We start from the raw sequence: 22,639 nt of genomic DNA, 5'->3' as shown, positions 1-22,639 counted from the left end.
GGTTTCCTAACGGGTGACGGGGATCGGGGCCGCGGGGTGCGGCAGCTCGGGGACGGCCGCGAGGAGCGCCCGGGTGTAGTCATGCTGCGGGTCGAAAAAGATGTCGTCGGCCGTGCCCGACTCGACGATGCGCCCGTCTTTCAGCACGATGACATCGTCGCTCACATGGTAGACAACGCCGAGGTCATGGCTGATGAAGAGGTAGGAGAGTCCGAACCGCTCCTGCAGGTCGGCGAGCAGGTCGAGCACCTGCGCCTGGATCGACACGTCGAGCGCGGAGACCGGCTCGTCGAGCACGATGACCTCCGGTTTCGGCGCGAGCGCCCGGGCGATGGCCACGCGCTGCCGCTGCCCGCCCGACAGCGTGAGCGGCCGGCGGTCGGCGACGCTGCGGGGCAGCCCCACCGCGTCGAGAAGCTCGCCAACGCGCACCTGCCGTTCCGCCGTCGGCAGCGACTCCCCCGACCGCACGGCGTCGTCGAGGATGCCGGCGACGGAGAGCCGGGGGTCGAACGAGCTCAGCGGATCCTGGTAGACCACCTGGATCCGTTGCCTGCGTCCCCTCCGGTCGCGCTCCGGGAGCGCCGACCACGGTTCGCCGTCCAGCAGCACCTCCCCCGCGTCGGCGTCGGTGAGGCCGAGGGCGAGCCACGCGGTCGTGCTCTTTCCCGACCCCGACTCCCCCACGATGCCGAGGGTGGTGCCGGCGCGGAGAGTGAACGACACGTCGCGCACGACCGGGCGGGTGACCCGGTCCGGTCCGCGGTAGCTCTTGCACAGCCCGCGGGCCTCGAGCGCCGGCGCGACGCGACCCGCGGCATCCGCGTGTCGACGCGCCGGTCGCGGCTCGTCGTCAGCCCCTCCGCAGAGCCGCTGGCCCTTGGCGGCGGCGGTCGGCACGGCATCGATGAGCTGGCGGGTGTACGGATGCTGCGGGTCGGTCAGCACGTCGCGGGCCGGCCCGTACTCCACGACCTCGCCGTGCCGCAGCACGAGCACATCGTCGGCGAGGGAGGACACCACGGCGAGGTCATGCGAGATGACGATGAGGCCCTGGCCGCGGCCCTTCAGTTCGCCGAGCAGCGCGATGATCTGCGCCTGTACGGTCGCGTCGAGGGCCGTGGTGGGTTCGTCGGCGATGATGATGCGGGGTTCGAGCACGAGCGCCTGGGCGATGAGGGCGCGCTGCCGCAGGCCGCCGGAGAGCTCCCCGGCGCGTTGCCGCATCCGCAGCTGCGGCTCGGGCACGCCGGCGGCGGTGAGGGCTTCGATCACCCGCGCGCGCCGCTCGGCGCGGCCGCGCACGCCGTGCACGATGAGGGCCTCCTCGAGCTCGTCGCCCACGCGGCGGAGCGGGTCGAGCGAGACCAGGGCGTCCTGCAGCACGAAGCCGATGTCCTTGCCGCGGAGCGCCCGCCAGTCGCGCTGGGTGTGGGCGCGTGCGTCGCGGCCGAGCACCTCGAGCCGGTCGGCCGAGACGGCGGCGGTGTCGCCGGAGAGCCCCACGAGGCTGCGGGCGATGACGCTCTTGCCCGAGCCGGACTCCCCGACGATGGCCAGCGCCCGGCCGGACTCGAGGCTGAACGACACGTCACGCACGACGGGTGCCGTCGGTGTGCCGCCGCGCGGGAACGAGATGGAGAGGTTCTCCACGTGGAGCAGTGTGGACATCAGCGGTCGCCCTTCGGTTCGAATCGGGTCTGCAGGTGCCGGCCGATGGCCGTCGCGCTGAGCGCGGTGAGGGTGATGACGAGGCCCGGGAAGAACGCGATCCACCAGGCGACCTGGATGTAGCTGCGACCGTCTGCCAGCATGGTGCCCCACTCGGCCGTCGGGGGCTCCGCGCCGAGGCCGAGAAAACCGAGAGCGGATGCCCACACCACGGCCTGCCCGATGCCGAGCGTGACCATCGCCAGGAGCGGCCGCATCGTGTTGGGGATGACGGTGGCGACGAGGCGTCGGGCCGGTGACCAGCCGAGCGCGCGGGATGCCTCCACGTACCCGGACTGCTGCACCTGCAGCACCTGTCCGCGCAGAATGCGGGCGTAGCCGGGGATGGAGCCGATGCCGACGGCCACCGCGGTCGGGCCGATGCCGCGGCCCAGCACGACGATGAGCACCAGGGCGAGCAGCAAGCCGGGGAAGGCGAACAGCACGTCGATGAACCGGCTGGTGACGGCATCCGCGATCTTGCCGCCGAGCCCGGCGACCAGGCCGAGCACGAGGCCGCCCAGCACGCCGATGGCCGTGGCGAGCACGCCCACCCAGAGCGACTGACGGGCGCCCCAGAGGATGCGGCTGAACTCGTCGCGGCCGGACTGGTCGGTGCCGAACAGGTGCGCCGGCCCGGGCGGCTGGAAGGCGTTCGCCGGGTCGACGGCGTACGGGTCGGCCGGCGCGATGAGGCCCGGCGCGACGAGGGCCGCGAGCAGGAGGAGCGCGAAGGCCGCGGCGAGGACGATGCCGGGCTGGAGCGCGGGCACGCGGAGCCGTGCCGGGCGCGCGACGGCGGTGGCTTCGCGCGTGTCGGTGTTCGACGGCGGCGTGACAAGGAGGGCGTTCATCGGGATGCCAATCGGGGATCGATGATCGGGTAGAGGATGTCCACGATCGCGTTGACGACGACGTAGACGGCCGCGATGACGACGACGACGCCGAGCACCACCGGGATGTCTCGGGAGAGCACCGCCGACAGCAGCACGCGGCCGATGCCGGGGCGGGCGAAAATGACCTCCACCACGACCGCCCCGCTGAACAGGGAGCCGACCGCCCAGCCGGTGAGGGTGACGCCCGGCAGCAGCGCGTGCCGGAGGGCGTGCCCGAGGCGCACGCGCGCCTCCCCGGCGCCGCGGGCCCGCGCGGAGGTGACGAACGGCTGTTTCAGGGCGGTCTCGAACGATTCGCGCATCACCTGGGAGAGGAACCCGGCGATCGGGATGGCGAGGGTGAGGGCGGGCAGGAACAGGCCGGCGAGGCCGTCGCCGCCGGCCACCGGGAACCAGCCGAGCCCGATGGCCAACACCACGAGGAGCATGATGCCGATCCAGAACTGCGGGAGCGACGCCAGCACGATCTCCACCGTGCGGGCCGTGCGCTCCACGAGCGGCCGCCGCCCCGCCGTGGGCACGGTGATGGCGAGCGAGAGCGCCCAGGCGAGCACGACGGCCAGGATCACAAGCTGCACGGTGGCGAGGAGCTGCTCGCCGATCACCTGGGTGACCGGCACCTTCAGCTGGTAGGAGATGCCGAAGTCACCGTGCGCGGCGCCGGCGAGGAAGTGCAGGTACTGCACGAGCACCGGCTGGTCGAGGCCGAACGCGGCGCGGGTCGCGGCGACCACCGCGGCCGAGGGGCTGCCGGAGGTGCCGAGGATGAGCAGCACCGGGTCGCCCGGGATCAGCCGGAGCAGGAAGAAGGTGAGGGTCGCGACCGCCCAGAGCACGACGAGCGCGCCGGCGAGGGCGCCGAGCACCCGACCGGCGACGCCCGCGGCCGGCCGGGGCGCGGAATCCGTTGTCTCAGCCCGTACCGCGGCCGGCGCCGGGGCCGTCGCCTGGAGCGTCATTTCGTCTTCACCCAGGTGTCGTAGAACGAGACCTGGTTGATCGACGGGTCGACGTCGACCCCGCCGAGGCGGGTGTTGTCGAACGCGTACTGGCTCGGGTAGAGGTAGACCGGGAGGGCGACCGCCGCGTCGGAGACGATCTGCTGCGCCTGCCGGTAGAGCCCGGTGCGCTCGGTGGCGTCGGAGGAACGCAGTGCGGTGTCGACCAGCCTGTCGAGCTTCGGGTCGCTGAAGCCCGACCCGTTCGAGTGGTACCCGCCGGTGGAGGGGATGAACGCCGACGAGTACTGGTAGCGCAGCACGTCGGGAGTGTTCGTCACCCAGTACTGGCGGTCGAGGTCGTAGTCCCAGGAGTTGTAGCGGGCAGACTCGGTGCCGGAGTCGAGCTTGTTGATCTGCACGTCGAAGCCGACCTGCTTCTCGATGGCCTGCAGCTGCTCGAGCAGCGAGATCTCCGACGGCTGCACGGAGTCGGCGACGTTCAGCTGCAGGGTGAGGCGCGTGCCGGCCTTGGTGCGGTAGCCGTCGGCGTCGCGGCCGGTCCAGCCCGCGGCATCCAGCAGGCCGTTGGCCTTGGCCGGGTCGTGGGCGTAAACGTCGTCGAAGGCCTTGTCGTAGTCGACGGTGGTCGGGCTGAGCGGGCCGCCGACGGCCTTGTAGGCGCCGAAGTACACGCTGGCGAGGCCCGAGTCGATGTCGGCGCCGAAGCGGAACGCCTGCCGCACCTTCACGTCGTCGAACGGCGCCCGCGTCGTGTTGAACACGTACTGCACCGGGCCGCCGGGGCGCACCTTGTCGATGATCGTGATGTTCGGGTCGGCCTTCGCGACAGCGAAGCTCTCGGGCGGGATCGTCTCGATCACGTCGGCCTCGTGGGTCTGCAGCGCCCCGAAACGGGTCGACGGTTCGGCGATGAAGGCCCAACGGATGCCGTCGGCGTACGCCGGCCCGTCGTGCTCGGCGCTCGCGGGAGCCCAGTCGTAGTCGGGGTTGCGCACGAGCGTCACGTCCTGCTGCTTGTTCCAGCCGGTGACGATGAACGGGCCGCTTCCCACCGGGGAGGAGCAGTTCTCGGCCGCGCCGCGCTTCAAGGCGGTCGGCGACTGGATGCCGAGGAACGACTGCGACAGCACCTGGATGAACGCGGAGTACGGCTTCTTCAGATGCACGACGGCGGTGTGCGGGTCAGGGATGTCGGTGCCCGCGTAGTCGCTCACATAGAGGCTGTCGACGCTCGACTGCGTCGCCGGATCGAGCCAGTACTCGAAGTTCGCCTTCACGGCGGCGGCGTCGAACGGGGTGCCGTCGGAGAAGGTCACGTCGTCGCGCAGGTGGAACGTGTAGGTGAGGCCATCGGGCGAGATGTCCCAGGATTCCGCGAGCCACGGCTCGATGGAGCCGTCGGCCTTCTGGTGCGTGAGGGAGTCGAGGAACGCGCGGGCGATGAGGGACTGCGGCTGGTCGCCGCCGACCGCCGGGTCGAGGCATGTCGGCTCCCGGTCGGTGGCGAACTGGATGGTGCCGCCCGGTGCCGCGGTCGCCGAAGCTGCGGAGGGGCCGGTGCCGTTGGCGCACCCGGTGAGCAGGACGCCGGCCATGGCCACCGAGGCGACTGCGAGAAGACGTCTGCGGAGTGTTGGGGCCATGAGGGTGTCCTTTGCTTGGGGTGACGGTTCGGCCGCTCCCCGGCCAGGAAGAGCCCGGCGGGGAGGGGTGCCTCAACAGAACCAGCGCTGGGCGCGGGGCGCCACGGCCGAGGTAACGGAGCGTCACGGTGGGCGTCACGCGGCGTAACCGAACACCAGCACGACCGCGCGGGGGCGGCGTCATCCGCTCGACAATAAATTTTTATTTTTCGGCGCCGACGCGACATGCCTGCACCGAGGTTGACTGTTCCGGACGAGATTGACCGCCGCGCCGTGCACTCTCGTCCCGAACGGTATATCTCGTGGCAGATGGTGCGGCGCCTGGGCTGGGGCGAGCGGCGCGGGTCAGGCGGGCGCGGGCTCGGGCTCGGCGACAACGGATGCGCGCGGGCTCGCCCCGCCGGAGAGGGCCCAGAGCGCGGCGGAGAGCGCGAAGCACCCGACGAAGGGCCACACTCCCCCGAGGGGAACGAGCGCTGCGAACACGATGGCCGTCAGCGCGATCGACATGGCCGAGCCGATGGCATCCGCTATGGAGATCGCCGAACTCGTGAACCCCTGGTTCGCCGGCGACGACGACTGCAGCGCCATCACCGACGTGCGCGGGTACATGAGTCCCATGCCGCCGCCCGCGAATCCCCAGCCGATGATGAGCAGCGGGGCGGGCAGGCCGGCCGCGGCCGTGATGATCGCCGTGGCGAGCGAGACGCCGAGCAGGGCCAGGCCGATGCGGATGCAGGCGCGGTTGTCGAGCCGGTCTGCGTACCGGCCCTGCACCTGCGAGGCGCTTGCCCAGGCGACGCCGCCGAGGGTGAGCGCGAGCCCAGCCATCGACGCCGAGAGGCCGTACTGGGCGGTCAGCAGGTAGGGCACGTAGATCTCGGCGCCGAAGAACGAGCCGGCAATGAGTCCGCGCAGGAGCACCACGCTCGGCAGCCCGGAGGCCGCCCGCAGCGTGCCGGCGGGCAGCAGCGGGCGCAGCGCGAGCGCGAGCACCGCCAGCGCGGCGAGCGGGAGGACCCAGCGGAGCGCGCCGGCGGCGGTGGTCGAGAGGTTCAGCACGAGCACCGCGACTGCGGCGAGCGCGGACCAGCCGATGCGCACGAGGCTCCAGGGCGGCGCATCCGTTGCCCGCGGCTCGCCGAGCCCGCGCATGCCGGGCACGACCATGGCGAGCGCCGGAACGACGAGGGCGACAACGCCGAGGAACACCCAGCGCCAGCCGAACGCGTCGGCGACGACCCCGGCGAGGAACGGGCCGACCAGCGACGGCACGACCCACGCGGCGGCGAACCCGGCGAAGATGCGCGGCTGCAGCAGCGGCGGGTAGACGCGCGCCACGATCACGTAGAGCGCCACGGTGAGGCCGCCGCTGCCGAAGCCGTGCACGAGCCGGCCGGCGACCAGCACCTCCATGGTCGGCGCGAGGCCCGCCGTGGTGAGCCCGATGACGAACAAGAAAACGGATGCGTACAGCGCCGACCGGGGTCCCCGCCGGTCGGACCACGTGCCGGCGAGCACCATGCCCACGACGCTGACCGCGAGGGGCCCGGCGAACGCGAGCGCGTAGAGGTGCCTGCCGTGCAGGAGGGCGCTGACGCCGGGCATCACGGTGGTCACCGCGAGGGACTCGAAGGCGGCGAGCAGGATGAGCACGCACATGCCGATGCTGATCCAGCGGTAGCGCTCACTCAGCACGCCCGGCATCGCCCACCCCCTCCTGCTCGTACCGTGCCGCGGCCGTGTTCAGCCCTCTGCTCGTCTCAGGCACCGTGTGCCGCGCCAGGAAGCCCTCGACGACGGACGCGAACTCGTCGGGCTTCTCGATCTGCGGCATGTGCCCGGAGTCGCGGAACACGTGGGTCTCGGCGTTCGGGAGCGCGTCCGCGGCCGCGTCGAGGTGCAGGGCCGGCAGGATGCGGTCCCGGTCGCCCCACGCGACGAGGGTGGGGATGCCGAGCACCGCGACCGCCTCGACCAGCTCGGTGCGCCACTCCTCCCGCACGCCGCGGAAGGTGCCCAGGTCGCGAGCGACCTCGAGCATCGTCTGGGCGTGCGCCGGGCGCTGGGCGAGGGTGAACGCGATCGCGACCCGGGCATCTGTTGCCATGGCCTTGTCGTGGAAGATGCCCTGCACGATGCGCCGGGACCCCTTGAGGCCGGGGTGCAGGAGCAGGGCGCTGAGCGGCTTGATGGCGAGGAGCCGCAGCCCGAGAGTCACCTCCTGGCCGAAGCCGGCGCTGTCGGCGAGCACGAGCGCCGCGACCCGGTCGGGGTGCGCGGCGGCGAAGGTCATCGCGACGGCACCGCCGAGGGAGTTGCCGACGACGGGGATCGGCCCGGCGACCCCGACCGCGTCGAGGAAGCCCGGGAGCACACCAGCGAGGGTGGCAAGGGTGGCCGGCCCCGGCATCCGTTCGGAGTAGCCGAACCCGGGCAGGTCGACGCTGTACACGGTGTGGCGGTCGGCGAGCCTGTCGTGCTGCTCGTCCCAGTCCTCGAGGCTCTGGCCGATGCCGTGCAGGAGGAGGACCGGGGCGCCGTCGCCGGTGCGCCGGTAGCGGATGCGCCGCCCCGCCACGCAAACGATGGCCGTCCCCGGCAGCGCGAGTGCGGCATCCGGCACGCCGTCGGCGGCCTCACGCGCGTGACCGAAGCGCACGTCGTCGGTCAGCCGCCCGAAACGAAGCAACAGCGCGTCGCGCACGTAGTTCTGGTGCAACCGCCACGGGGCCTTCGCGCCCTGCTTCGGCAGCTGTGCGGCGCTCCGGCGGATGTAGCCGGACTGCAGGTCGATGAGGGGCACGAGCCCTGTCGCGGCCGCCGACGGGGGCGGCTCGGGCGAGACCGAGTCGTAGCCGTGCCGTTGCATGTGCCGCAGCAGCCGCCCGACATACCGGGCCACGAGGTCGGCCTTCAGCGTCCAGGACGCGTTCGTGTACCCGATCGTGAGGGCGAGGTTCGGCACCCCGGAGAGCATCATGCTCTTGTAGGCGAGGGTCAGGGCGGGGTCGACCGGCCGCCCGTCGACCGTGAGGGTGATGCCGCCGATCACCAGCAGGTTGAGGCCGGTGGCGGTGACGATGATGTCGGCGTCGACGGTTTCACCGGATGCGAGGCGCACGCCCCCAGGGGTCAGCCGGTCGATGCCGCCGGTCACGATGTCGGCCGCGCCCCGGCTGATCGCGCGGTAGAGGTCGGCGTCGGGGATGGCGCAGAGCCGCTGGTCCCACGGGTCGTAGGCCGGGGCGAGGTGGGTGTCGACGTCGAATCCGGCCGGAAGCTTCGCGACCGCCGCGCGGCGGAGGATCGCCTTCATGGCCGCCGGCCACCGCCGGCTGAGCCGGTAGGTGAACATCGAGTAGCCGATGTTCTTCGCCCGCACCAGCCGGTAGGCGAGCCGGGCGGGCAGGCGCTTGCGCAGCCGGTCGGCGAGCGGGTCGCGCGAGGGCACCGGCGCGATGTACGTGGGCGAGCGCTGCAGCATGGTGACGTGCGCCGCGGTCTCGGCCATCGCCGGAACGAGGGTCACAGCCGTGGCGCCGCTGCCGATGATGACGACGCGCTTGCCCGCGTGGTCGAGGTCGGCGGGCCAGTGCTGCGCGTGCACGATCGGGCCGCGGAACGAGCCGGCACCCGGGAGCGCGGGGCGGTAGCCCTCGTCGTAGCGGTAGTAGCCGGAGCAGACCCAGAGAAACGAGCAGGTGAGCGCCACGGTGTCAGCGGATGCGGCATCCGTCGCGGTGGTGACCTCGCCGCCGGTCGTGCGCTGCACGCTGACCGTCCACCGCGCGGTGTCGCTCGACCAGGCGGCGCTCACGACCCGGTGGTTCAGCCGGATGCGCGGTTCGAGGCCTTCGTCGGCGATCGTGCCGGTGATGTAGTCGCGGATGGCGGCGCCGTCGGCGATGGCTTTCGGGTCGGTCCACGGCCGGAACGAGTAGCCGAGGGTGTACATGTCGGAGTCCGACCGCACGCCGGGGTAGCGGAAGAGGTCCCAGGTGCCGCCGACGGCGCCGCGCGACTCGAGGATCAGGAAGGAGCTGCCGGGGCGCTCACGTTTCAGGTGCGCGGCGGCGCCGACGCCGCTGAGGCCCGCACCGACGATCAGCACGTCGACGTGTTCGGTCACGCGGCCACCTCGGCGCCGCAGCGCCAGCACAGGGTCGGCAGCGGCGCCTCCACGAACGCGCCGCACTCGGCGCACACCTGCGGAAGCCAGCAGGCGGGGTCGCCGCTCGGCATGTCGTCGGGTGCGTCGTCGTCGCGACCCGCGTCATCCGTCATGCTGAACCTCCTCGTTCATTATCGTCCGCACGCCGGCCGCGCATCAGCCCTCCCGCGAACGCGACCGGGCGTGAGGAGGAGGACACTGGAGGGGTGAGTACTGACACGAACACCGATTCGTCCTGGCAGCAGACCGACGTCACCCGCCTCCTCGGCCTCGACCTCCCCATCGTGCTGGCGCCGTTCGGCGGCGTCTCCTCGGTCGAGCTCGCGGCCACGGTGAGCAACCGGGGCGGGCTCGGCTCCTACGGCCTCTACGGCTACGGCGCCGACCGCATCGCCGCCACCGCGCGCGAGCTGGCGGCCGCCACCGCGAAGCCGTTCGCGCTGAACCTCTGGCTTCCCCTCGGCGACAGCGAGAACATCCACCCCAGCCAGGAGGAGTTCGACCACTACCTCGCGCCGCTCACGCGCTACTTCGAGGAGCTCGGCCTGCCGCTGCCCGAGCGCCCCGCGGCCTACCTGCCGGCGTTCGAGGAGCAGTTCGAGGCCGTGCTCGAGGCGCGGCCGGCGGTGCTGAGCCTCGTCTTCGGCGCCCCCACAACGGATGTCGTCGAGCGGGCCCATGAACGCGGCATCCGCCTGCTCGGCACCGCCACCACCGTGGAGGAGGCGGTGGCGCTCGACCAGGCGGGCGTCGACGCGATCGTCGCCACCGGGGCGGAGGCGGGCGGCCACCGGGTGTCGTTCCTGCGCTCCGCCGAGGACTCGCTCGTCGGAACGTTCGCGCTCGTTCCCCAGGTCGTCGACGCCGTGTCGGTGCCCGTGATCGCCGCCGGCGGCATCGCCGACGGGCGCGGCCTCGCTGCCGCGCTCGTACTGGGCGCGGGGGCGGCGCAGATCGGGTCGGCGTTCCTGGCGACGCGGCAGTCGGCCGCGGCATCCGTTTACCGCGACGCACTGCGCGGTGACGGCGCGGCGCACACCGTGCTCACGCGCGCCCTCAGCGGGCGGCTCGCGCGCGGCATCCCGAACCGGGTGACCACCGAGGTCGACGAGGTCGCGCCGTTCCCGGTGCAGAACTGGCTCACCGGGCGGTTCCGTCCCACGGCCGGGGAGCGCGGCATCGCCGACCTGATGTCGCTCTGGGCGGGCCAGGGCACGCCGCTCGTGCGCCACGACGACGCGAACGCGCTGATCGACGCCCTCCTCGCCGACGCCGGCGCCCGCCTGGCGTGAACCCGCTCCCCCGCCCTCCGCGTACTCCTCGCGCCCGCCACGCGCCCTCCCCGCCGAGACGTCCCGTTCCGGTCGAAACCGACCGGCGCGCCTGTCGGTCTCGTCCGCAACTGTCTACCTCGGCGGCCGGGCCGCTCAACGCCCCGAAAACGAACAGGGTTGGCTGTTAGATTTGAACATGCAATTGTTTGAAAGTCACAACGGATGAACGGAACGGAGCGCGCCATGCCCCTGCCGACGAGCGGCGCCGACCTCTTCCTCGGTATCGACATCGGCACCTTCGAGACCAAGGGCGTGCTCGTGAACGGCGAGGGCCAGGTGGTCGCGGACGCCCGCCGCCCGCACTCCATGTCCACACCGGCTCCCGGCCACGCGGAGCACGACGCCGACGAGGTGTGGTGGAAGGGCCTCGTCACCGTGGCCCGCGAGCTGATGGCGCAGGTCCCGGCGGACGGCGACGCGCCACGCCTGCGCGCCGTGGGGGTCAGCGCCATCGGGCCCTGCGTGCTGCCGACCGACGCCGACCTCACGCCGCTGCGCCCCGGCATCCTCTATGGCGTCGATACCCGAGCCAGCGAGCAGATAACCGAACTCACCGACCGCCTCGGCGAAGGCGCCATCTTCGCCCGCGGCGGCAACCACCTCACCAGCCAGTCGGCCGGTCCCAAGATCCTCTGGATCAAGCAGAACGAACCCGACGTCTACGACCGCGCCGCCTGGTTCATGACCAGCCAGTCCTACCTGGTCGCCCGGCTCACCGGCGAGGTCGTCATGGATCACGGCACCGCCGGCTACTTCCACCCGCTCTACGACCTCGCGGGCACCCGCTGGGACACGAGCGGCTGCGACGACTTCATCGACACCGCGCGGCTCCCCCGACTCGGCTGGGCAACGGATGTCGCCGGCCCGGTCACCGACGCGGCCGCCGCCGAGACCCTCATCCCGGCCGGCACGCCCGTCATCATCGGCACTGCAGACTCCCCCGCCGAGGCCGTGAGCTCCTCCGTCGTCAACGCCGGCGACATGATGCTTCAGTACGGGTCGTCGACGTACATGATCGAGATGCTCGACGCGCCCGTGCCCCACCCGGTGCTGTGGTCGGCACCCTACGTATTCCCGCAGAGCTATGTGCTCGCCGCGGGCACATCGACGGCGGGCACGCTCACCCACTGGCTGGCCGACATCCTCGACCTGCGGGAGCGGAGCGGGAGCACCGCCGAGATGTTCGGCGCGCTCGTCGCCCTCGCCGAGGAGTCCCCGCCCGGTGCCAACGGCCTCCTCGTGCTGCCGTACTTCAGCGGCGAACGCACGCCCCTGCACGACCCCGACAGCCGCGGCGTCATCGCCGGGCTCACCCTGGGCCACACCCGCGGCGACATCGCCCGCGCCATGATGGAGGCCGTCGGGCACTCCGTCGCCCACGCGCTGGACGTGTACGCGAGCGTCGGACGCCGCCCCCGGCGCATCTTCGCCGTCGGCGGCGGCACGAAGAACACTGTCTTCCTGCACAGCGTCAGCGACATCGCCGACCTCGACCAGACCGTGGCCGACACCGCCGGGGCCGCGTTCGGCGACGCCGCCCTCGCCGCCTACGCTGTCGGGTACCTCCCCACCCGCGAGAACATCCTCGACTGGTGCCGCACCGGGCGCACCGTGCGCCCCGACCCGGCCACCGCCCCGCGACTCCGCGCCGACCACGCGGACTACGTGCGGCTCTACGAGGACACCCGAGACCTGATCCACGCCCGCGCCACCCGAAACCGAGGTTAGACATGCCCGAAGCCGCATACGCACCCGCGACATCGCAGCCCGCCGGTCCCGGCACCCCTGCCGACGACCCGCGCTGGGCGGCCCTCGCCACCCAGATCGCCGACGGCACCCGGGTCGGGAACGGCTCGAAGGTCGGCATCTTCCTCACCGACCCGGAGGGCATGCCCGCCGTCGAGGCCTTCGTCGACGAGGTGTACCGCCGTGGTGGCATCCCGCAGGTCGTCCTCAGCGACGAGCGCTTCGACCGCTCGGCGGTGGCGCACGCATCCACTGAGATGCTCGCCGTCCCCGCCCCGCTGGAGGCCTGGTCGATGGAGTGGGCGGACGTGCACGTGTCGTTCCGGGCGATGGCCGTGCCCGTCGCCGGCCCGGTCGACGAGGAGCGACTCGCCCTGCAGCGAAAGGGCAAGGGCGTCGTCTCGACCCTGCGCTGGCGTGAGACCCGCTGGTGCCTCGTGCGCGTGCCCACGCGGGCGTGGGCCGACCTCATCGGCTGCGACTACGACACGCTGCTCACGCAGTTCTTCGACGGATGCCTCGGCGACTGGGCCGCCCGCCGCGCCGCCTGGGAACGGCTCGCCGCGGAGTTCAACGCCGCAGACACCGTGCGCATCCTCTCCCCCGACACCGACCTCACCCTCGGTGTGGCCGGCCGCACCTGGGTCGCCTTCGCCGGCGAGGCGAACCTCCCCGACGGCGAACTGGCCACCGCCCCCGTCGACGACGCGGTCAACGGCCACATCACCTTCCCCGGCAGGTTCTGGTTCGCGGGCGCCCCCATCGACGACCTGCGGCTCGAATTCCTGAACGGCCTGGTCACCGGCATCAGTGCCGCCACCGGCGAAGGCCTGGCCCGCAAACTGCTCACCACGGATGCCGGTGCCGGCCGGGTGGGCGAGCTCGGCATCGGCACCAACGCGGCCTTCCAGCTCTACACGGGCGACCTGCTGCTCGACGAGAAGATCCTCGGCACGGTGCACATCGCGCTCGGCCGCGCCTACCCGGAGTGCGGCGGCGTGAACCAGTCGTCGCTGCACTGGGACATCGTCAAGGACCTGCGCGACCCGGGCGGCTTTCTCTACGTGGGCGACCGGGCGGTCATCGACGACGGGGTCGCCGACCCGGCGCTGGCCGGCGGCACAGCCCCGGCCGCGACGGGAGCGGCGTCATGACCGTCATCGGACTCGTACGGCACGGGCAGACCGACTGGAACCTCGGGAACCGCATGCAGGGCTCGTCAGATATCCCGCTGAACGACACCGGCCGGGCGCAGGCCGCCGAGGCGGGCGAGCTGCTCGCCAGCGCCGACTGGGCGTTCCCGTGGACCGGCGTGCTCACCTCCCCGCTCGTTCGCGCCGTCGAGACCGGGCAGATCATCGCCGCCCACCTGGGGCTCCCCATGCTCGGCGAGCTGCCGGGCATCGTCGAGCGGCACTACGGCATCGCCGAGGGCATGCCCGTCGACGAGGCGTACGGGCGCTACCCCGACCGCGCCTTCCCCGAGTCCGAGACCGAAGAGCAGGTGACCGAGCGTGCCCTCGCCACCCTCGCCGGGTTGCACGCCGACTACCCGGGCCAGCACCTCCTCGTGGTGGCGCACGGCGGGCTGATACGCAACGTGCTGACCGAGCTGCACGACGAGCCCGTCCCCGGCATCATCAACAGCGCGGCGGCCCTCGTGCGCTGGCGGGGCGACGCCTGGCTCGTCGAGGCCATCAACAACGAGTTGCTCACCCCCGCCCGCTGACCGCCTCGCGCTGTGCGAACATCCGTTGCGCGGGTTGAACGCCAGTACGCGGGTTGAATTCAGCCCGCGGAGCGGCGTTCAACCCGCGCGACGCGATTTGGGGCAGCGGATGCTGCGGGGCGAGGTGTGCGGGGGCGCGGTGCGCGGGTCAGGGGGCCGGCCAGGACTGGAGGAACCGCAGGAACGCGGTCGCGCCCGGGTCCTGCAGGCCGACGCTCCGCTCCTGCAGCCACGAGGCGCGACCCCGCTTCGACTGCAGCTCCCGGGTCTCCCGCACGCCACGCTCGGCGGCCGCGATCGCCGCGCTCAGGCCGGCCGCGGCATCCGGTGCGTCACGCAGCGCCGACACGGCGGGCACCAGCGCGTCGAGGATCGTCTTGTCGCCGACCTCCGACTTGCCGCGCTTGCCGATGCTGTCGGCCGCCGCCTGCATGAAGTCCGCAGCGGATGCCTGGTCCACGTCGGCGCTGTCGGCCCACGTCTTCGACCCGGCCAGCAGCGCCCCGGCCACGAGCGCCGCCATCGTCGACGGGTTCGCGTTCGCGAACGCCTTCGCGCACGCCTTGGCGATGTCCGCCGGCGTCACCTCGTCGCCCAGCTTCCCGATCGCCTCGACGACGGCCTTCGACCCCGACGACACGGTGATGCCGAGGTCGCCGTCGCCGAGCGCCGCGTCGAGGTCGCGCAGTTCGTCGGCGTGCCCGGCCACGGCGGTCATCGCCGCGGTGATCGCCGCCTTCAGTTCAGCCGCGTTCACCTCACACCTCCCGGAAGAACGGCGAGTCCGCCGGGGCGTTCAGAAGGGCGAGCCGCTCGTCGTCGAGCTTCAGCACCGAGATCGACGCGCCCGCCATCTCCAGGCTGGTGGCGTACTCCCCCACGTAGTTCTTCTCGATCGTGACACCCGCGTCGGCGGCGATCTGCGCCACCCGGCGGTACAGCACGTACAGCTCCTCGAGCGGCGTTGCGCCCAGCCCGTTCACGAGCACCGCGACGCGGTCACCGGATGCGAGGCCCAGGTCCTCGAAGATCGGCCCGGTCAGCCGGTCGGCGATCTCGTCGGCGCTCTCCAGGGCCCCGCGGTGGATGCCGGGCTCCCCGTGGATGCCGATGCCGATCTCCATCTCGCCGTCCGGCAGCTCGAAGGTGGGCTTGCCGGCCGCCGGGAGGATCGTCGGCGACAGGCCGATGCCCATCGTGCCGGTGTTGTCGACGGCGGCCTGCGCGATCGCGGCTACCTCGTCGAGGCTGTCGCCGCGTTCCGCGGCGGCCCCGGCGCACTTGTAGGCGAAGAAGATGCCGGCGACACCGCGCCGGTCGGACTTGCGCTCCTTCGGCTGGCTGGCGACGTCGTCGGTGCCGAGCACCGTCTTCGTCTCGATGTCCTCGAGCTCGGCCATGTCGGCGGCGAGGTCGAAGTTCAGCACGTCGCCGCCGTAGTTGCCGTACAGGTAGAGCACGCCCGCGCCGCCGTTCACGGCCTTGGTCGCCTCGAACACCTGCTCCGACGACGGCGACGAGAACACGTTGCCGATCGCGACGCCCGAGCAGAGCCCGGTGCCCACGTAGCCCTTGAAGAGCGGAAGGTGGCCGGAGCCGCCGCCCGTGACGATGCCGACGCGGCCCGCGACCGGGGCATCCGCTCGCACCAGGATTCGGTTGTCGTCGCCCGGCGCCTTCAGCTTGTCGGGATGGGCCAGCAGGATCCCCTCGATGAACTCGTCGACGAACCGGTCGGGATCATTGATGATCTTCTTCATGCTTTTCCTCAGCTCTCAGTGGGGGTGGCCAGCGCATCGCTGATCTTCGGGACGGTCCGTCGCCGGCGCCCGCTGGTGACCTGGTCGATCACCATGATGATGATCAGGATCGCACCCTGGGCGATGGCGTAATCGTATGAGCTCAAGCGGATGATGTTGAAACCGCTCGAGACGATCTGCAGTGTCAGCGTGGCCAGGATCACCCCGAGGACCGTGCCGAACCCGCCGTTGGGGTTCGTGCCGCCGAGCACGGCGATCACGATCACGAGCAGCACGTACGACGACCCGTAGTCGGCGCTGGCGGTGGGGTTGCGGCTGACGAAGAGGATGCCGGCGAGCCCCGCGAGCAGGCCGCTCATGACGTAGGTGCTGGTGAGGGTGCGGTCGGTGCGGATGCCGGAGAACCGGGCTGCGACCGGGTTTGCGCCCTGCAGGCGGATGGTGGCCCCCAGCGCCGTCTTGTTGATCACGACGGCGAGCACGATCGCCGCCGCCACGAGCACAAGGAACAGTGCGGGGATGCCGGCGATCACGGTGCGGCCGAACGTCGTGAGCATCGCCGGGGCGCCGTAGAGCGTCTTGCCGCCGGTCCAGGTGATGGCGATGCCGTTGAAGATCTGCATCGTGCCGAGGGTGGCGAGGATCGGCGTGATCCCGACCCGGCTCACGAGCAGCCCGTTGACGTAGCCGCCCACGGCGCCGACAGCGAGGCCGACCAGCACGATCACGGGGGCCAGCGACTCGGCGAGGCCGGCATCCGTCGCCCCGATCGCCGTGTACAGCGACGAGATGGTGATCGCGGTGAGGTTCGCGATGGCGACGATCGACAGGTCGATACCGCCGGTGAGCATGGTGAGCATGATCGCGAGGGCCAGCAGGCCGATCTCGGGGGCGGCGATGGCGATGTTCTGCAGGTTCAGCGGGTTGAGGAACACCCGCGGCTTGACGGCCGTGAAGATGGCGAAGGCGAGGAGGGTGAGCACCAGCATCCGCACGACGCCGTGCTGGAGGTGGAAGCGGCTGATCGCCCCCATGACGGCGGAGTCGACGCGCCGGTTGGACTCGCGCACCGTGCTGCGGGTGACGGACTCGTCGGTCTTCTGGTCGGTCATGCCGGGGCCACCACTTCTCTGTGTGCGAATACTCGTCGGGACGACCGTCTCGCGCTGATCGCCTGCACGCCCACGCCGATCACGAGCAGGAGTCCGACGGCCGTGCGCTGCCAGGCCGATGGGATGCCCATGAGGATCAGGCTGTTGTTGATCACCTGGATGAGCAGCACGCCGAGCATGGTGCCGAGCACGGAGCCGCGGCCGCCGAAGATGGACGCGCCGCCGAGGACCACGGCCGCGATGGTGTCGAGTTCGGTGCCGAGGAGGTCCTGCGGGTTGGCGCTGCGGGTGAGCGTGACGTGGAGCACCCCGCCGAAGGCCGCGAGCACGCCGGCGACCACGTAGAGGATGACCTGGATGCGCATCACCGAGAACCCGACGCGGCGGGCCGCCTCGGTGTCGTTGCCGATCGCGTAGACGCCACGGCCGAACATGGTGTTGCGAAGCAGGAAGTTCACCAGCAGGCAGAGCACGATCGCCGGGACCACGAGCACGTGCAGCGAGGTGTTCTCGCCGCCCGCGGGCACCGTGAGAAGGCTCTGGGTGGAGAACATCCGCATGCCGAGCGGCAGTTCGGCGATATAGCGCGACCCGACGTAGGCGATCAGGATACCCTTGAAGATGCCCTGGGTGCCAAGGGTGACGATGAGTGTCGGGAGTTTGAACCGGGCGATCAGGCCGCCGTTGACGAGGCCGAGGAGCGCGCCGATGACGAGCGAGACGACCAGCACGAGCACGACGCCCGCGTCGATGCCGCTGCCGCGCATGAGCACGACCGTCGTGTAGGCCGAGAAGATCGCGATCGCCGGGAACGACACGTCGATGCCGCCCGAGATGATCACGATGAGCACGCCGAGGGCGAGCACGGTCGGGACGATCGAGGAGCGGAGGATCGCGAACAGGGTGCCGGCGCTCAGGAAGTCGGAGTTGACGATCGTCATCGCGATGACGAGCACGACGAGGATCAGCGCGAGGACGCCCTCGTTGTTGGAGCCGCGGAGGGCGGCGAGGCGCGAGGTTCCGGTGGCGCTCATGCGGCCATCCCTTCCTGGATCGCTTCGGGGGTGATGTCGTCGCCGGAGTAGGTGGCGCTGATGCGGCCCTGTTGCACCACGAGCACCCGGTTGCACACCGAGACGAGCTCGGGCACGTCGTCGGAGATGACGATGATGCCCATCCCGGCAGCGGCCTGCGCGCGAAGGATGGTGAGGATCTCCTCCTTCGAGCCGACGTCGACGCCGACGGTCGGCCCGTTCAGCATGAGGATCTTCGGGCCGTTGGCGAGCCACTTGGCCAGCACCACCCGTTGCGCGTTGCCGCCGGAGAGGCTGCGCACCGGCGCCTCGACGTTCGGGGCCTTGATGCGCAGCCGCTGGAACTGCTCGGTGATGGTCGCCGCGATCGTGCGTGCGTCGAGCAGCCCGCGGCGGCGGTGCCGCTCGAGTGAGCTCGCGATGACGTTGTCGGCGATGGACTTGTCGAGGAAGAGCCCCTGCGTGAGCCGGTCCTCGGGCACGTAGCCGATGCCGGCGTCGATGGCGTCGCGGATGCCGTGGATGGTCGTCGCCTTCCCGTCCACGATGGTGCGGCCGGACTCGGCGCGCAGCACCCCGAAGAGGGCTTCCGCAATTTCAGACCGGCCGGAGCCGAGCAGGCCCGTGAGTCCGAGGATCTCGCCGGCGTGCAGGTCGAAGCTGATGTTCTCGAAGGCGCCCGGCAGGGTGAGGTCCTGCACGCTGAGCACCGGGTCCCGGTCGTACCGGGGCGGGTTGACGAGGCGTGACTCGTCAACGTCGCGGCCGGTCATGTAGTGCGAGATCGAGCGACGGTCGAAGTCGGTCGCGGGACCGGAGATGATGAGCTCGCCATTGCGCAGGATCGTGACGTCCTGCGCCACCTGCAGCGCCTCCTCCAGTTTGTGGCTGACGAAGACCAGGGCGACACCGCGCGCACGGAGCGTGCTCACGAGCGCGAACAGGCGCTGCACCTCGGAGTGGGTGAGCGCGGTGGTCGGCTCATCCATGATGATGACGCGGGCGTCGTTGATGAGCGCGCGGCAGATCGCGGTGAGCTGCTTGTCGGCGACCGACAGCCGCTCGACCTCCTGGTCGAGGTCGAGCGAGAGTCCGAGGTCGTCGACGATCTGCTGGGCGGCGGGGCGGCTCTGCCGGCGCGAGTAGAGCGTGCGCTTCTCGGCGACCGCCGAGGTGAGCACAATGTTCTCGGCGACCGTGAGGCCGGGGAACAGCGAGAAGTCCTGGTAGATCACCTGGATGCCCTGCTGGATCGCGCCCTTCGGGGTCATGTGCGCGTGGGAAACCCCGTTGATCACGATCTCACCGGAATCGGGGCGCTCGGCACCGCTGATGATCTTGATCAGGGTGGACTTCCCGCATCCGTTTTCACCGGCCAGCGCGTGCACGTGACCCGCGGTGAGCCGCAGGGTGACGCCGTGCAGGGCGGTGACGCCGCCGTAGGTCTTGACGATGTTGCGGGCCTCGAGGATGGGGACGGCGTCACCGGTGCCGCTCGATCCGCTCGCTTCTTCCGAGCTCATGGTGCTCCCTCGCTGAAGGGGGCCCATCGCGTGTCGGCAATGGGCCCCCGATCGACAACGTGCTTAGAAGTTGAAATCGTTGACGTTGTCTTTGTCAACGATCAGGGTGGCTTCACCGCTGAAGGCGTTGGTGGTGCCCTCGATCGGGTTCAGGGACTCGTAGCCCTTCACGCCGAGGTCGGTGCCTTCCTTGATGCTGCCACCCTCGGCGATGATCTTCGCTGCCGAGAGCTGGGCCTCACCGGCGAGGGCCGGGTCCCAGAGGAACGCCTTGTCGATGGAGCCGTCTTCGAGGTACTTCTTCGCGACGGACGGGATGGAGGTTCCCATCACGCAGATGCTGTCCTGCTTGCCGGCCTCCTGCACGGCACGGGCGATACCGGCGACGTCGGTTCCGGCCGAGCCCTGGAACCCCTTGATGTCGGGGTACTTGGCGAGGATCTCCTTGGCGCGGTCGTAGGCCACGCCCTCGTCTTCCTTGGACTCGATCGGGTCGGAGACGCGGGTGATTCCCGGCGCCTTCTCCTTCATGTAGTCGAGGGCCGCGCCGACCCAGTCCATGTGGGTCTTGGCGGTGAGTCCGCCGACGAACGCGGCGTAGGTGCCCTTGCCGCCCATGCACTCGGCGAGGTTCTCACCGATGAGCCGGCCGTAGGAGGCGTTGTCGAACGCTTCGATGTCGGCATCCACATTCTTCATGCCGGCGGCCTCGTGCGAGACGACCACGATGCCCTGGTCGCGCGCCTTGCCGAGCACGTTCTCGAGCGATTCGGGCGAGTTCGGCACCACGGTGATCGCGGTGGGGTTCTGCGGGAGCAGGTCCTGGATGATCTGGATCTGCTTCTCGGGGCTGGCGTCGTCGGCGCCGACCTGGCGGGCGTCGATGCTCGTGCGGTCGGCGAAGTTCTTCACGCCCTCTTCCATGCGGTCGAACCAGCCGACGCCGGTGAGCTTGACCACGGTGACCATGGTCATGTCCTCGGGCTTCACGTCGCCGGGCTTGGCCGAGCCGGCCGAACCGCCGCCGCCCGTGGTGCTGCACGCCGACAGGGCCAGGACAGCCGCACCGGCCAGGGCCAGCGCTTGGTATCCCCTACGTTTCATCTGTGTTCACTCCTTTGTGTGTGCTGCGCCCCGCCCAGTGCCCCTGCAGCGGCCGCAAAATGGGTGCTCCAAATATGTTCCCGTTCTTGCCCGACTGTCAAGTTTTCGTGCAGCGCGGCGCGCACTCGTGCAGAAACGTGCAGTTTTGGCTGATAACTCCCTATACTTGCCAGTGATGCACGGGGAGGTGCCGATGGGGAAGCCGCGACAATCGCAGATCATGACCATGGTGCGCGAGTCGGGGTATCTCGATGTGAGCACGCTGGCCGACAGCTTCGGGGTCGACCAGTCCACCATCCGTCGTGACCTGATGAAGATGGAACGGGCCGGCCTCGTCGCCCGCAACCACGGCGGCGTCTCCGTGCCCGAGCCCGACCTCGCCGGCGACACCGCGTTCAGCGTGAAGGAGCGCCGGTACCACCGGGAGAAGGAGGCGATCGGCGCCGCAATGGCCGAGCGCATCGGCCCCGGGCAGACGGTGCTCCTCGACAGCGGCTCGACCACGCTCGAGGTCGCCCGGCACCTCGCCGGCCACCACGGGTTGACGCTCATCACCAACGACCTCAGAATCGGTGTGGAGATCGCCGGCCACCCGAACGCGCACGTCGTCGTCCTCGGCGGCGAGCTGCTCCCCAACGTCTACACGCTGTGGGGCAACAACGCCATCGCGCAGCTGGGGAAGCTCAAAGTGGATGTCGCGGTGTTCGGCTGCGACGCGGTCAACGCCGACGGCATCACCAACACCAACGGATACGAGGTGGAGTTGAAGCGCACGATGCACGAGGTCGCCGCCGCGTCGTTCCTCGTCGCCGACAGCTCCAAGTTCGAGCGGCAGGCGCTGTTCCCCGTCATTCCCCTCGAAGACATGACGGCGGGAATCACCGACGAGCTGTTCGACCCGATCGTCGCCGCGAGCTACCCCATCCCGATCATCCGGGTGGCCGTGGGCTGACGCGCCCCACCCGATTTTGCCTGACACGTTTCGCCGTTTTTCACACCTTGAGGAGCACTGTATGAGCAGCATCGCCTTTATCGGACTCGGAACCATGGGACGCGGGATGGTGTCGAACCTCCTCGCCGCCGGCCACGAGGTCACCGTCTGGAATCGCACGAAGCCGGCGGCTGACGACCCGCTGCTCGCGGGCGCCGACCACGCCGACACCGCCCAGGCGGCCGTGCAGGGCGCCGACATCGTCATGTACTGCCTGGCCGACGACGTTGCGGTGCAGGAGGTCGTGCTCGCGCCCGGTGGCCTTGCCGAAACCGTGGAGAGCCCGTCGATCGTGATCGACCTGTCGACGATCGACCCGGAGACCAGCGCGGCCGAGGCTGCGGCGTATGCCGGCCGCGGCATCCGTTTTCTCGACGCACCCGTGTTCGGGTCTAAGGGCGAGGCGGAGGGCGGCGGCCTCTGGGTGGTCGCCGGCGGTGACCGGGAGACGTTCGATGCGGTGCGCGACGTGCTCGACGCGCTCAGCGAGACCGTGCACTACATGGGCGGCTCCGGCAACGGCGCGAAGATGAAGCTCGTGGGCAACCTCGCCGTCGCCGCGCAGCTGGAGGCGCTCGGCGAGTCGCTGACGCTCGCGAAGAAGGCCGGGCTCGACCTGGAGGACGTGCTCGGTGTGTTCGCTGTCACGGACTTCAAGTCGCCGATCTTCGACGGCGTGGGCTCCTCGGTGATTCGAGGCGACTACTCCCCCAGCTTCGCACTCAAGCTGATGCGCAAGGACGGCCGCCTGGTGAAGGCCTTCGCCGAGCGCCTCGGCGTGCCGGTGCCGGGAACGGCTGCCACGGTGGCCACCATCGAGCGGGCCGTCGAGGCCGGGTGGGGCGAGGAGAACGCCTCCGCGCTGATCAAGGTACTCGCCGGCGACGCGGGCGTCGACCTGGCCGAGTAGTCCGCAGCCCG

19 protein-coding genes are annotated in these 22,639 nt (G+C 70.8%); 6 read left to right on the top strand and 13 right to left on the bottom strand.

Going from position 1 to position 22,639, the window contains the following annotated elements; genetic code table 11:
• Nucleotides 1-6 precede the first annotated feature (6 nt).
• From EEJ31_RS04770 to EEJ31_RS13955, 7 genes are all read right to left on the bottom strand, one after another.
• The gene (locus tag EEJ31_RS04770) at nt 7-1,671 is read right to left on the bottom strand and encodes a dipeptide ABC transporter ATP-binding protein (protein WP_123045137.1); all 1,665 of its coding nucleotides are present in this window, start codon (nt 1,669-1,671) and stop codon (nt 7-9) included.
• Nucleotides 1,671-2,564 carry an ABC transporter permease gene (locus EEJ31_RS04765; RefSeq protein WP_123045136.1) on the bottom strand — a complete coding sequence of 298 codons (894 nt, stop codon included), beginning with the start codon at nt 2,562-2,564 and terminating at the stop codon, nt 1,671-1,673. Before EEJ31_RS04765 ends, EEJ31_RS04770 begins: the two co-directional genes overlap by 1 nt.
• Nucleotides 2,561-3,565 carry an ABC transporter permease gene (locus tag EEJ31_RS04760; RefSeq protein WP_123045135.1) on the bottom strand — a complete coding sequence of 335 codons (1,005 nt, stop codon included), beginning with the start codon at nt 3,563-3,565 and terminating at the stop codon, nt 2,561-2,563. The genes EEJ31_RS04765 and EEJ31_RS04760 overlap by 4 nt, the downstream gene beginning before the upstream one ends.
• Nucleotides 3,562-5,211, bottom strand: a complete 1,650-nt coding sequence (locus tag EEJ31_RS04755) for an ABC transporter substrate-binding protein (protein WP_123045134.1) — start codon at nt 5,209-5,211, stop codon at nt 3,562-3,564. The genes EEJ31_RS04760 and EEJ31_RS04755 overlap by 4 nt, the downstream gene beginning before the upstream one ends.
• A gap of 345 nt (nt 5,212-5,556) precedes the next feature.
• Nucleotides 5,557-6,918: an MFS transporter gene (locus EEJ31_RS04750; protein ID WP_233563736.1), complete on the bottom strand. Its 1,362-nt coding sequence runs from the start codon at nt 6,916-6,918 to the stop codon at nt 5,557-5,559.
• Entirely contained in the window at nt 6,899-9,343 is a 2,445-nt protein-coding gene (locus tag EEJ31_RS14100) for an alpha/beta fold hydrolase (RefSeq protein ID WP_158603898.1), read from the bottom strand. The genes EEJ31_RS04750 and EEJ31_RS14100 overlap by 20 nt, the downstream gene beginning before the upstream one ends.
• Complete coding sequence (locus EEJ31_RS13955; RefSeq protein ID WP_199727275.1) at nt 9,340-9,498, bottom strand: hypothetical protein; 159 nt, start codon at nt 9,496-9,498, stop codon at nt 9,340-9,342. Before EEJ31_RS13955 ends, EEJ31_RS14100 begins: the two co-directional genes overlap by 4 nt.
• A gap of 93 nt (nt 9,499-9,591) precedes the next feature.
• Between EEJ31_RS13955 and EEJ31_RS04740 the strand changes: the two genes are divergently transcribed.
• The 4 genes from EEJ31_RS04740 to EEJ31_RS04725 all read left to right on the top strand — a co-directional run bounded on the left by EEJ31_RS04740 (nt 9,592) and on the right by EEJ31_RS04725 (nt 14,194).
• Nucleotides 9,592-10,677, top strand: a complete 1,086-nt coding sequence (locus tag EEJ31_RS04740; RefSeq protein WP_123045133.1) for an NAD(P)H-dependent flavin oxidoreductase — start codon at nt 9,592-9,594, stop codon at nt 10,675-10,677.
• Nucleotides 10,678-10,881: 204 nt separating this feature from the next.
• Nucleotides 10,882-12,447 carry an FGGY-family carbohydrate kinase gene (locus EEJ31_RS04735; protein ID WP_199727274.1) on the top strand — a complete coding sequence of 522 codons (1,566 nt, stop codon included), beginning with the start codon at nt 10,882-10,884 and terminating at the stop codon, nt 12,445-12,447.
• 2 nt (nt 12,448-12,449) lie between these two features.
• Nucleotides 12,450-13,619: an aminopeptidase gene (locus EEJ31_RS04730; protein ID WP_123045132.1), complete on the top strand. Its 1,170-nt coding sequence runs from the start codon at nt 12,450-12,452 to the stop codon at nt 13,617-13,619.
• Entirely contained in the window at nt 13,616-14,194 is a 579-nt protein-coding gene (locus tag EEJ31_RS04725) for a histidine phosphatase family protein (protein ID WP_123045131.1), read from the top strand. Before EEJ31_RS04730 ends, EEJ31_RS04725 begins: the two co-directional genes overlap by 4 nt.
• 148 nt (nt 14,195-14,342) lie before the next feature.
• Here the strand turns inward: EEJ31_RS04725 and EEJ31_RS04720 are convergent, their stop codons facing one another.
• The 6 genes from EEJ31_RS04720 to EEJ31_RS04695 form a co-directional block, all read right to left on the bottom strand.
• Complete coding sequence (locus EEJ31_RS04720; RefSeq protein WP_233563735.1) at nt 14,343-14,951, bottom strand: DAK2 domain-containing protein; 609 nt, start codon at nt 14,949-14,951, stop codon at nt 14,343-14,345.
• A 1-nt stretch (nt 14,952) separates the two neighbouring features.
• Nucleotides 14,953-15,954, bottom strand: a complete 1,002-nt coding sequence (locus tag EEJ31_RS04715; protein ID WP_123045130.1) for a dihydroxyacetone kinase subunit DhaK — start codon at nt 15,952-15,954, stop codon at nt 14,953-14,955.
• A gap of 8 nt (nt 15,955-15,962) precedes the next feature.
• A complete protein-coding gene (locus EEJ31_RS04710) occupies nt 15,963-17,066 on the bottom strand; it encodes an ABC transporter permease (RefSeq protein WP_233563734.1) in 1,104 nt (367 codons plus the stop codon).
• Nucleotides 17,063-18,100 (bottom strand): ABC transporter permease, encoded by a 1,038-nt coding sequence (locus EEJ31_RS04705; RefSeq protein WP_123045129.1) that lies wholly within the window; start codon nt 18,098-18,100, stop codon nt 17,063-17,065. The genes EEJ31_RS04710 and EEJ31_RS04705 overlap by 4 nt, the downstream gene beginning before the upstream one ends.
• Entirely contained in the window at nt 18,097-19,623 is a 1,527-nt protein-coding gene (locus EEJ31_RS04700) for a sugar ABC transporter ATP-binding protein (RefSeq protein ID WP_123045128.1), read from the bottom strand. The genes EEJ31_RS04705 and EEJ31_RS04700 overlap by 4 nt, the downstream gene beginning before the upstream one ends.
• 63 nt (nt 19,624-19,686) lie before the next feature.
• Complete coding sequence (locus EEJ31_RS04695) at nt 19,687-20,727, bottom strand: autoinducer 2 ABC transporter substrate-binding protein (protein WP_123045127.1); 1,041 nt, start codon at nt 20,725-20,727, stop codon at nt 19,687-19,689.
• A 175-nt stretch (nt 20,728-20,902) separates the two neighbouring features.
• On the opposite strand from EEJ31_RS04695, the gene EEJ31_RS04690 reads away from it, so the two are divergent.
• Together EEJ31_RS04690 and EEJ31_RS04685 are read left to right on the top strand one after the other, a co-directional pair.
• Entirely contained in the window at nt 20,903-21,679 is a 777-nt protein-coding gene (locus EEJ31_RS04690; protein ID WP_325049333.1) for a DeoR/GlpR family DNA-binding transcription regulator, read from the top strand.
• A gap of 61 nt (nt 21,680-21,740) precedes the next feature.
• Nucleotides 21,741-22,628, top strand: a complete 888-nt coding sequence (locus EEJ31_RS04685; RefSeq protein WP_123045126.1) for an NAD(P)-dependent oxidoreductase — start codon at nt 21,741-21,743, stop codon at nt 22,626-22,628.
• Nucleotides 22,629-22,639: the final 11 nt, after the last annotated feature.

It is taken from the genome of Cryobacterium tepidiphilum (genome assembly GCF_003716325.1).
Classification (GTDB): domain Bacteria; phylum Actinomycetota; class Actinomycetes; order Actinomycetales; family Microbacteriaceae; genus Cryobacterium; species Cryobacterium tepidiphilum.
Note: the sequence above shows the minus strand (reverse complement) of the source record. Positions and strands in the feature narration are given on the sequence as shown.

Coding starts and splice junctions, on each gene's coding strand:
- EEJ31_RS04770 (WP_123045137.1), bottom strand. CDS start 1,671: ATGTCCACACTGCTCCACGTGGAGAACCTCTCCATCTCGTTCCCGCGC.
- EEJ31_RS04765 (WP_123045136.1), bottom strand. CDS start 2,564: ATGAACGCCCTCCTTGTCACGCCGCCGTCGAACACCGACACGCGCGAA.
- EEJ31_RS04760 (WP_123045135.1), bottom strand. CDS start 3,565: ATGACGCTCCAGGCGACGGCCCCGGCGCCGGCCGCGGTACGGGCTGAG.
- EEJ31_RS04755 (WP_123045134.1), bottom strand. CDS start 5,211: ATGGCCCCAACACTCCGCAGACGTCTTCTCGCAGTCGCCTCGGTGGCC.
- EEJ31_RS04750 (WP_233563736.1), bottom strand. CDS start 6,918: ATGCCGGGCGTGCTGAGTGAGCGCTACCGCTGGATCAGCATCGGCATG.
- EEJ31_RS13955 (WP_199727275.1), bottom strand. CDS start 9,498: ATGACGGATGACGCGGGTCGCGACGACGACGCACCCGACGACATGCCG.
- EEJ31_RS04735 (WP_199727274.1), top strand. CDS start 10,882: ATGAACGGAACGGAGCGCGCCATGCCCCTGCCGACGAGCGGCGCCGAC.
- EEJ31_RS04730 (WP_123045132.1), top strand. CDS start 12,450: ATGCCCGAAGCCGCATACGCACCCGCGACATCGCAGCCCGCCGGTCCC.
- EEJ31_RS04725 (WP_123045131.1), top strand. CDS start 13,616: ATGACCGTCATCGGACTCGTACGGCACGGGCAGACCGACTGGAACCTC.
- EEJ31_RS04715 (WP_123045130.1), bottom strand. CDS start 15,954: ATGAAGAAGATCATCAATGATCCCGACCGGTTCGTCGACGAGTTCATC.
- EEJ31_RS04710 (WP_233563734.1), bottom strand. CDS start 17,066: ATGACCGACCAGAAGACCGACGAGTCCGTCACCCGCAGCACGGTGCGC.
- EEJ31_RS04705 (WP_123045129.1), bottom strand. CDS start 18,100: ATGAGCGCCACCGGAACCTCGCGCCTCGCCGCCCTCCGCGGCTCCAAC.
- EEJ31_RS04700 (WP_123045128.1), bottom strand. CDS start 19,623: ATGAGCTCGGAAGAAGCGAGCGGATCGAGCGGCACCGGTGACGCCGTC.
- EEJ31_RS04695 (WP_123045127.1), bottom strand. CDS start 20,727: ATGAAACGTAGGGGATACCAAGCGCTGGCCCTGGCCGGTGCGGCTGTC.
- EEJ31_RS04690 (WP_325049333.1), top strand. CDS start 20,903: ATGCACGGGGAGGTGCCGATGGGGAAGCCGCGACAATCGCAGATCATG.
- EEJ31_RS04685 (WP_123045126.1), top strand. CDS start 21,741: ATGAGCAGCATCGCCTTTATCGGACTCGGAACCATGGGACGCGGGATG.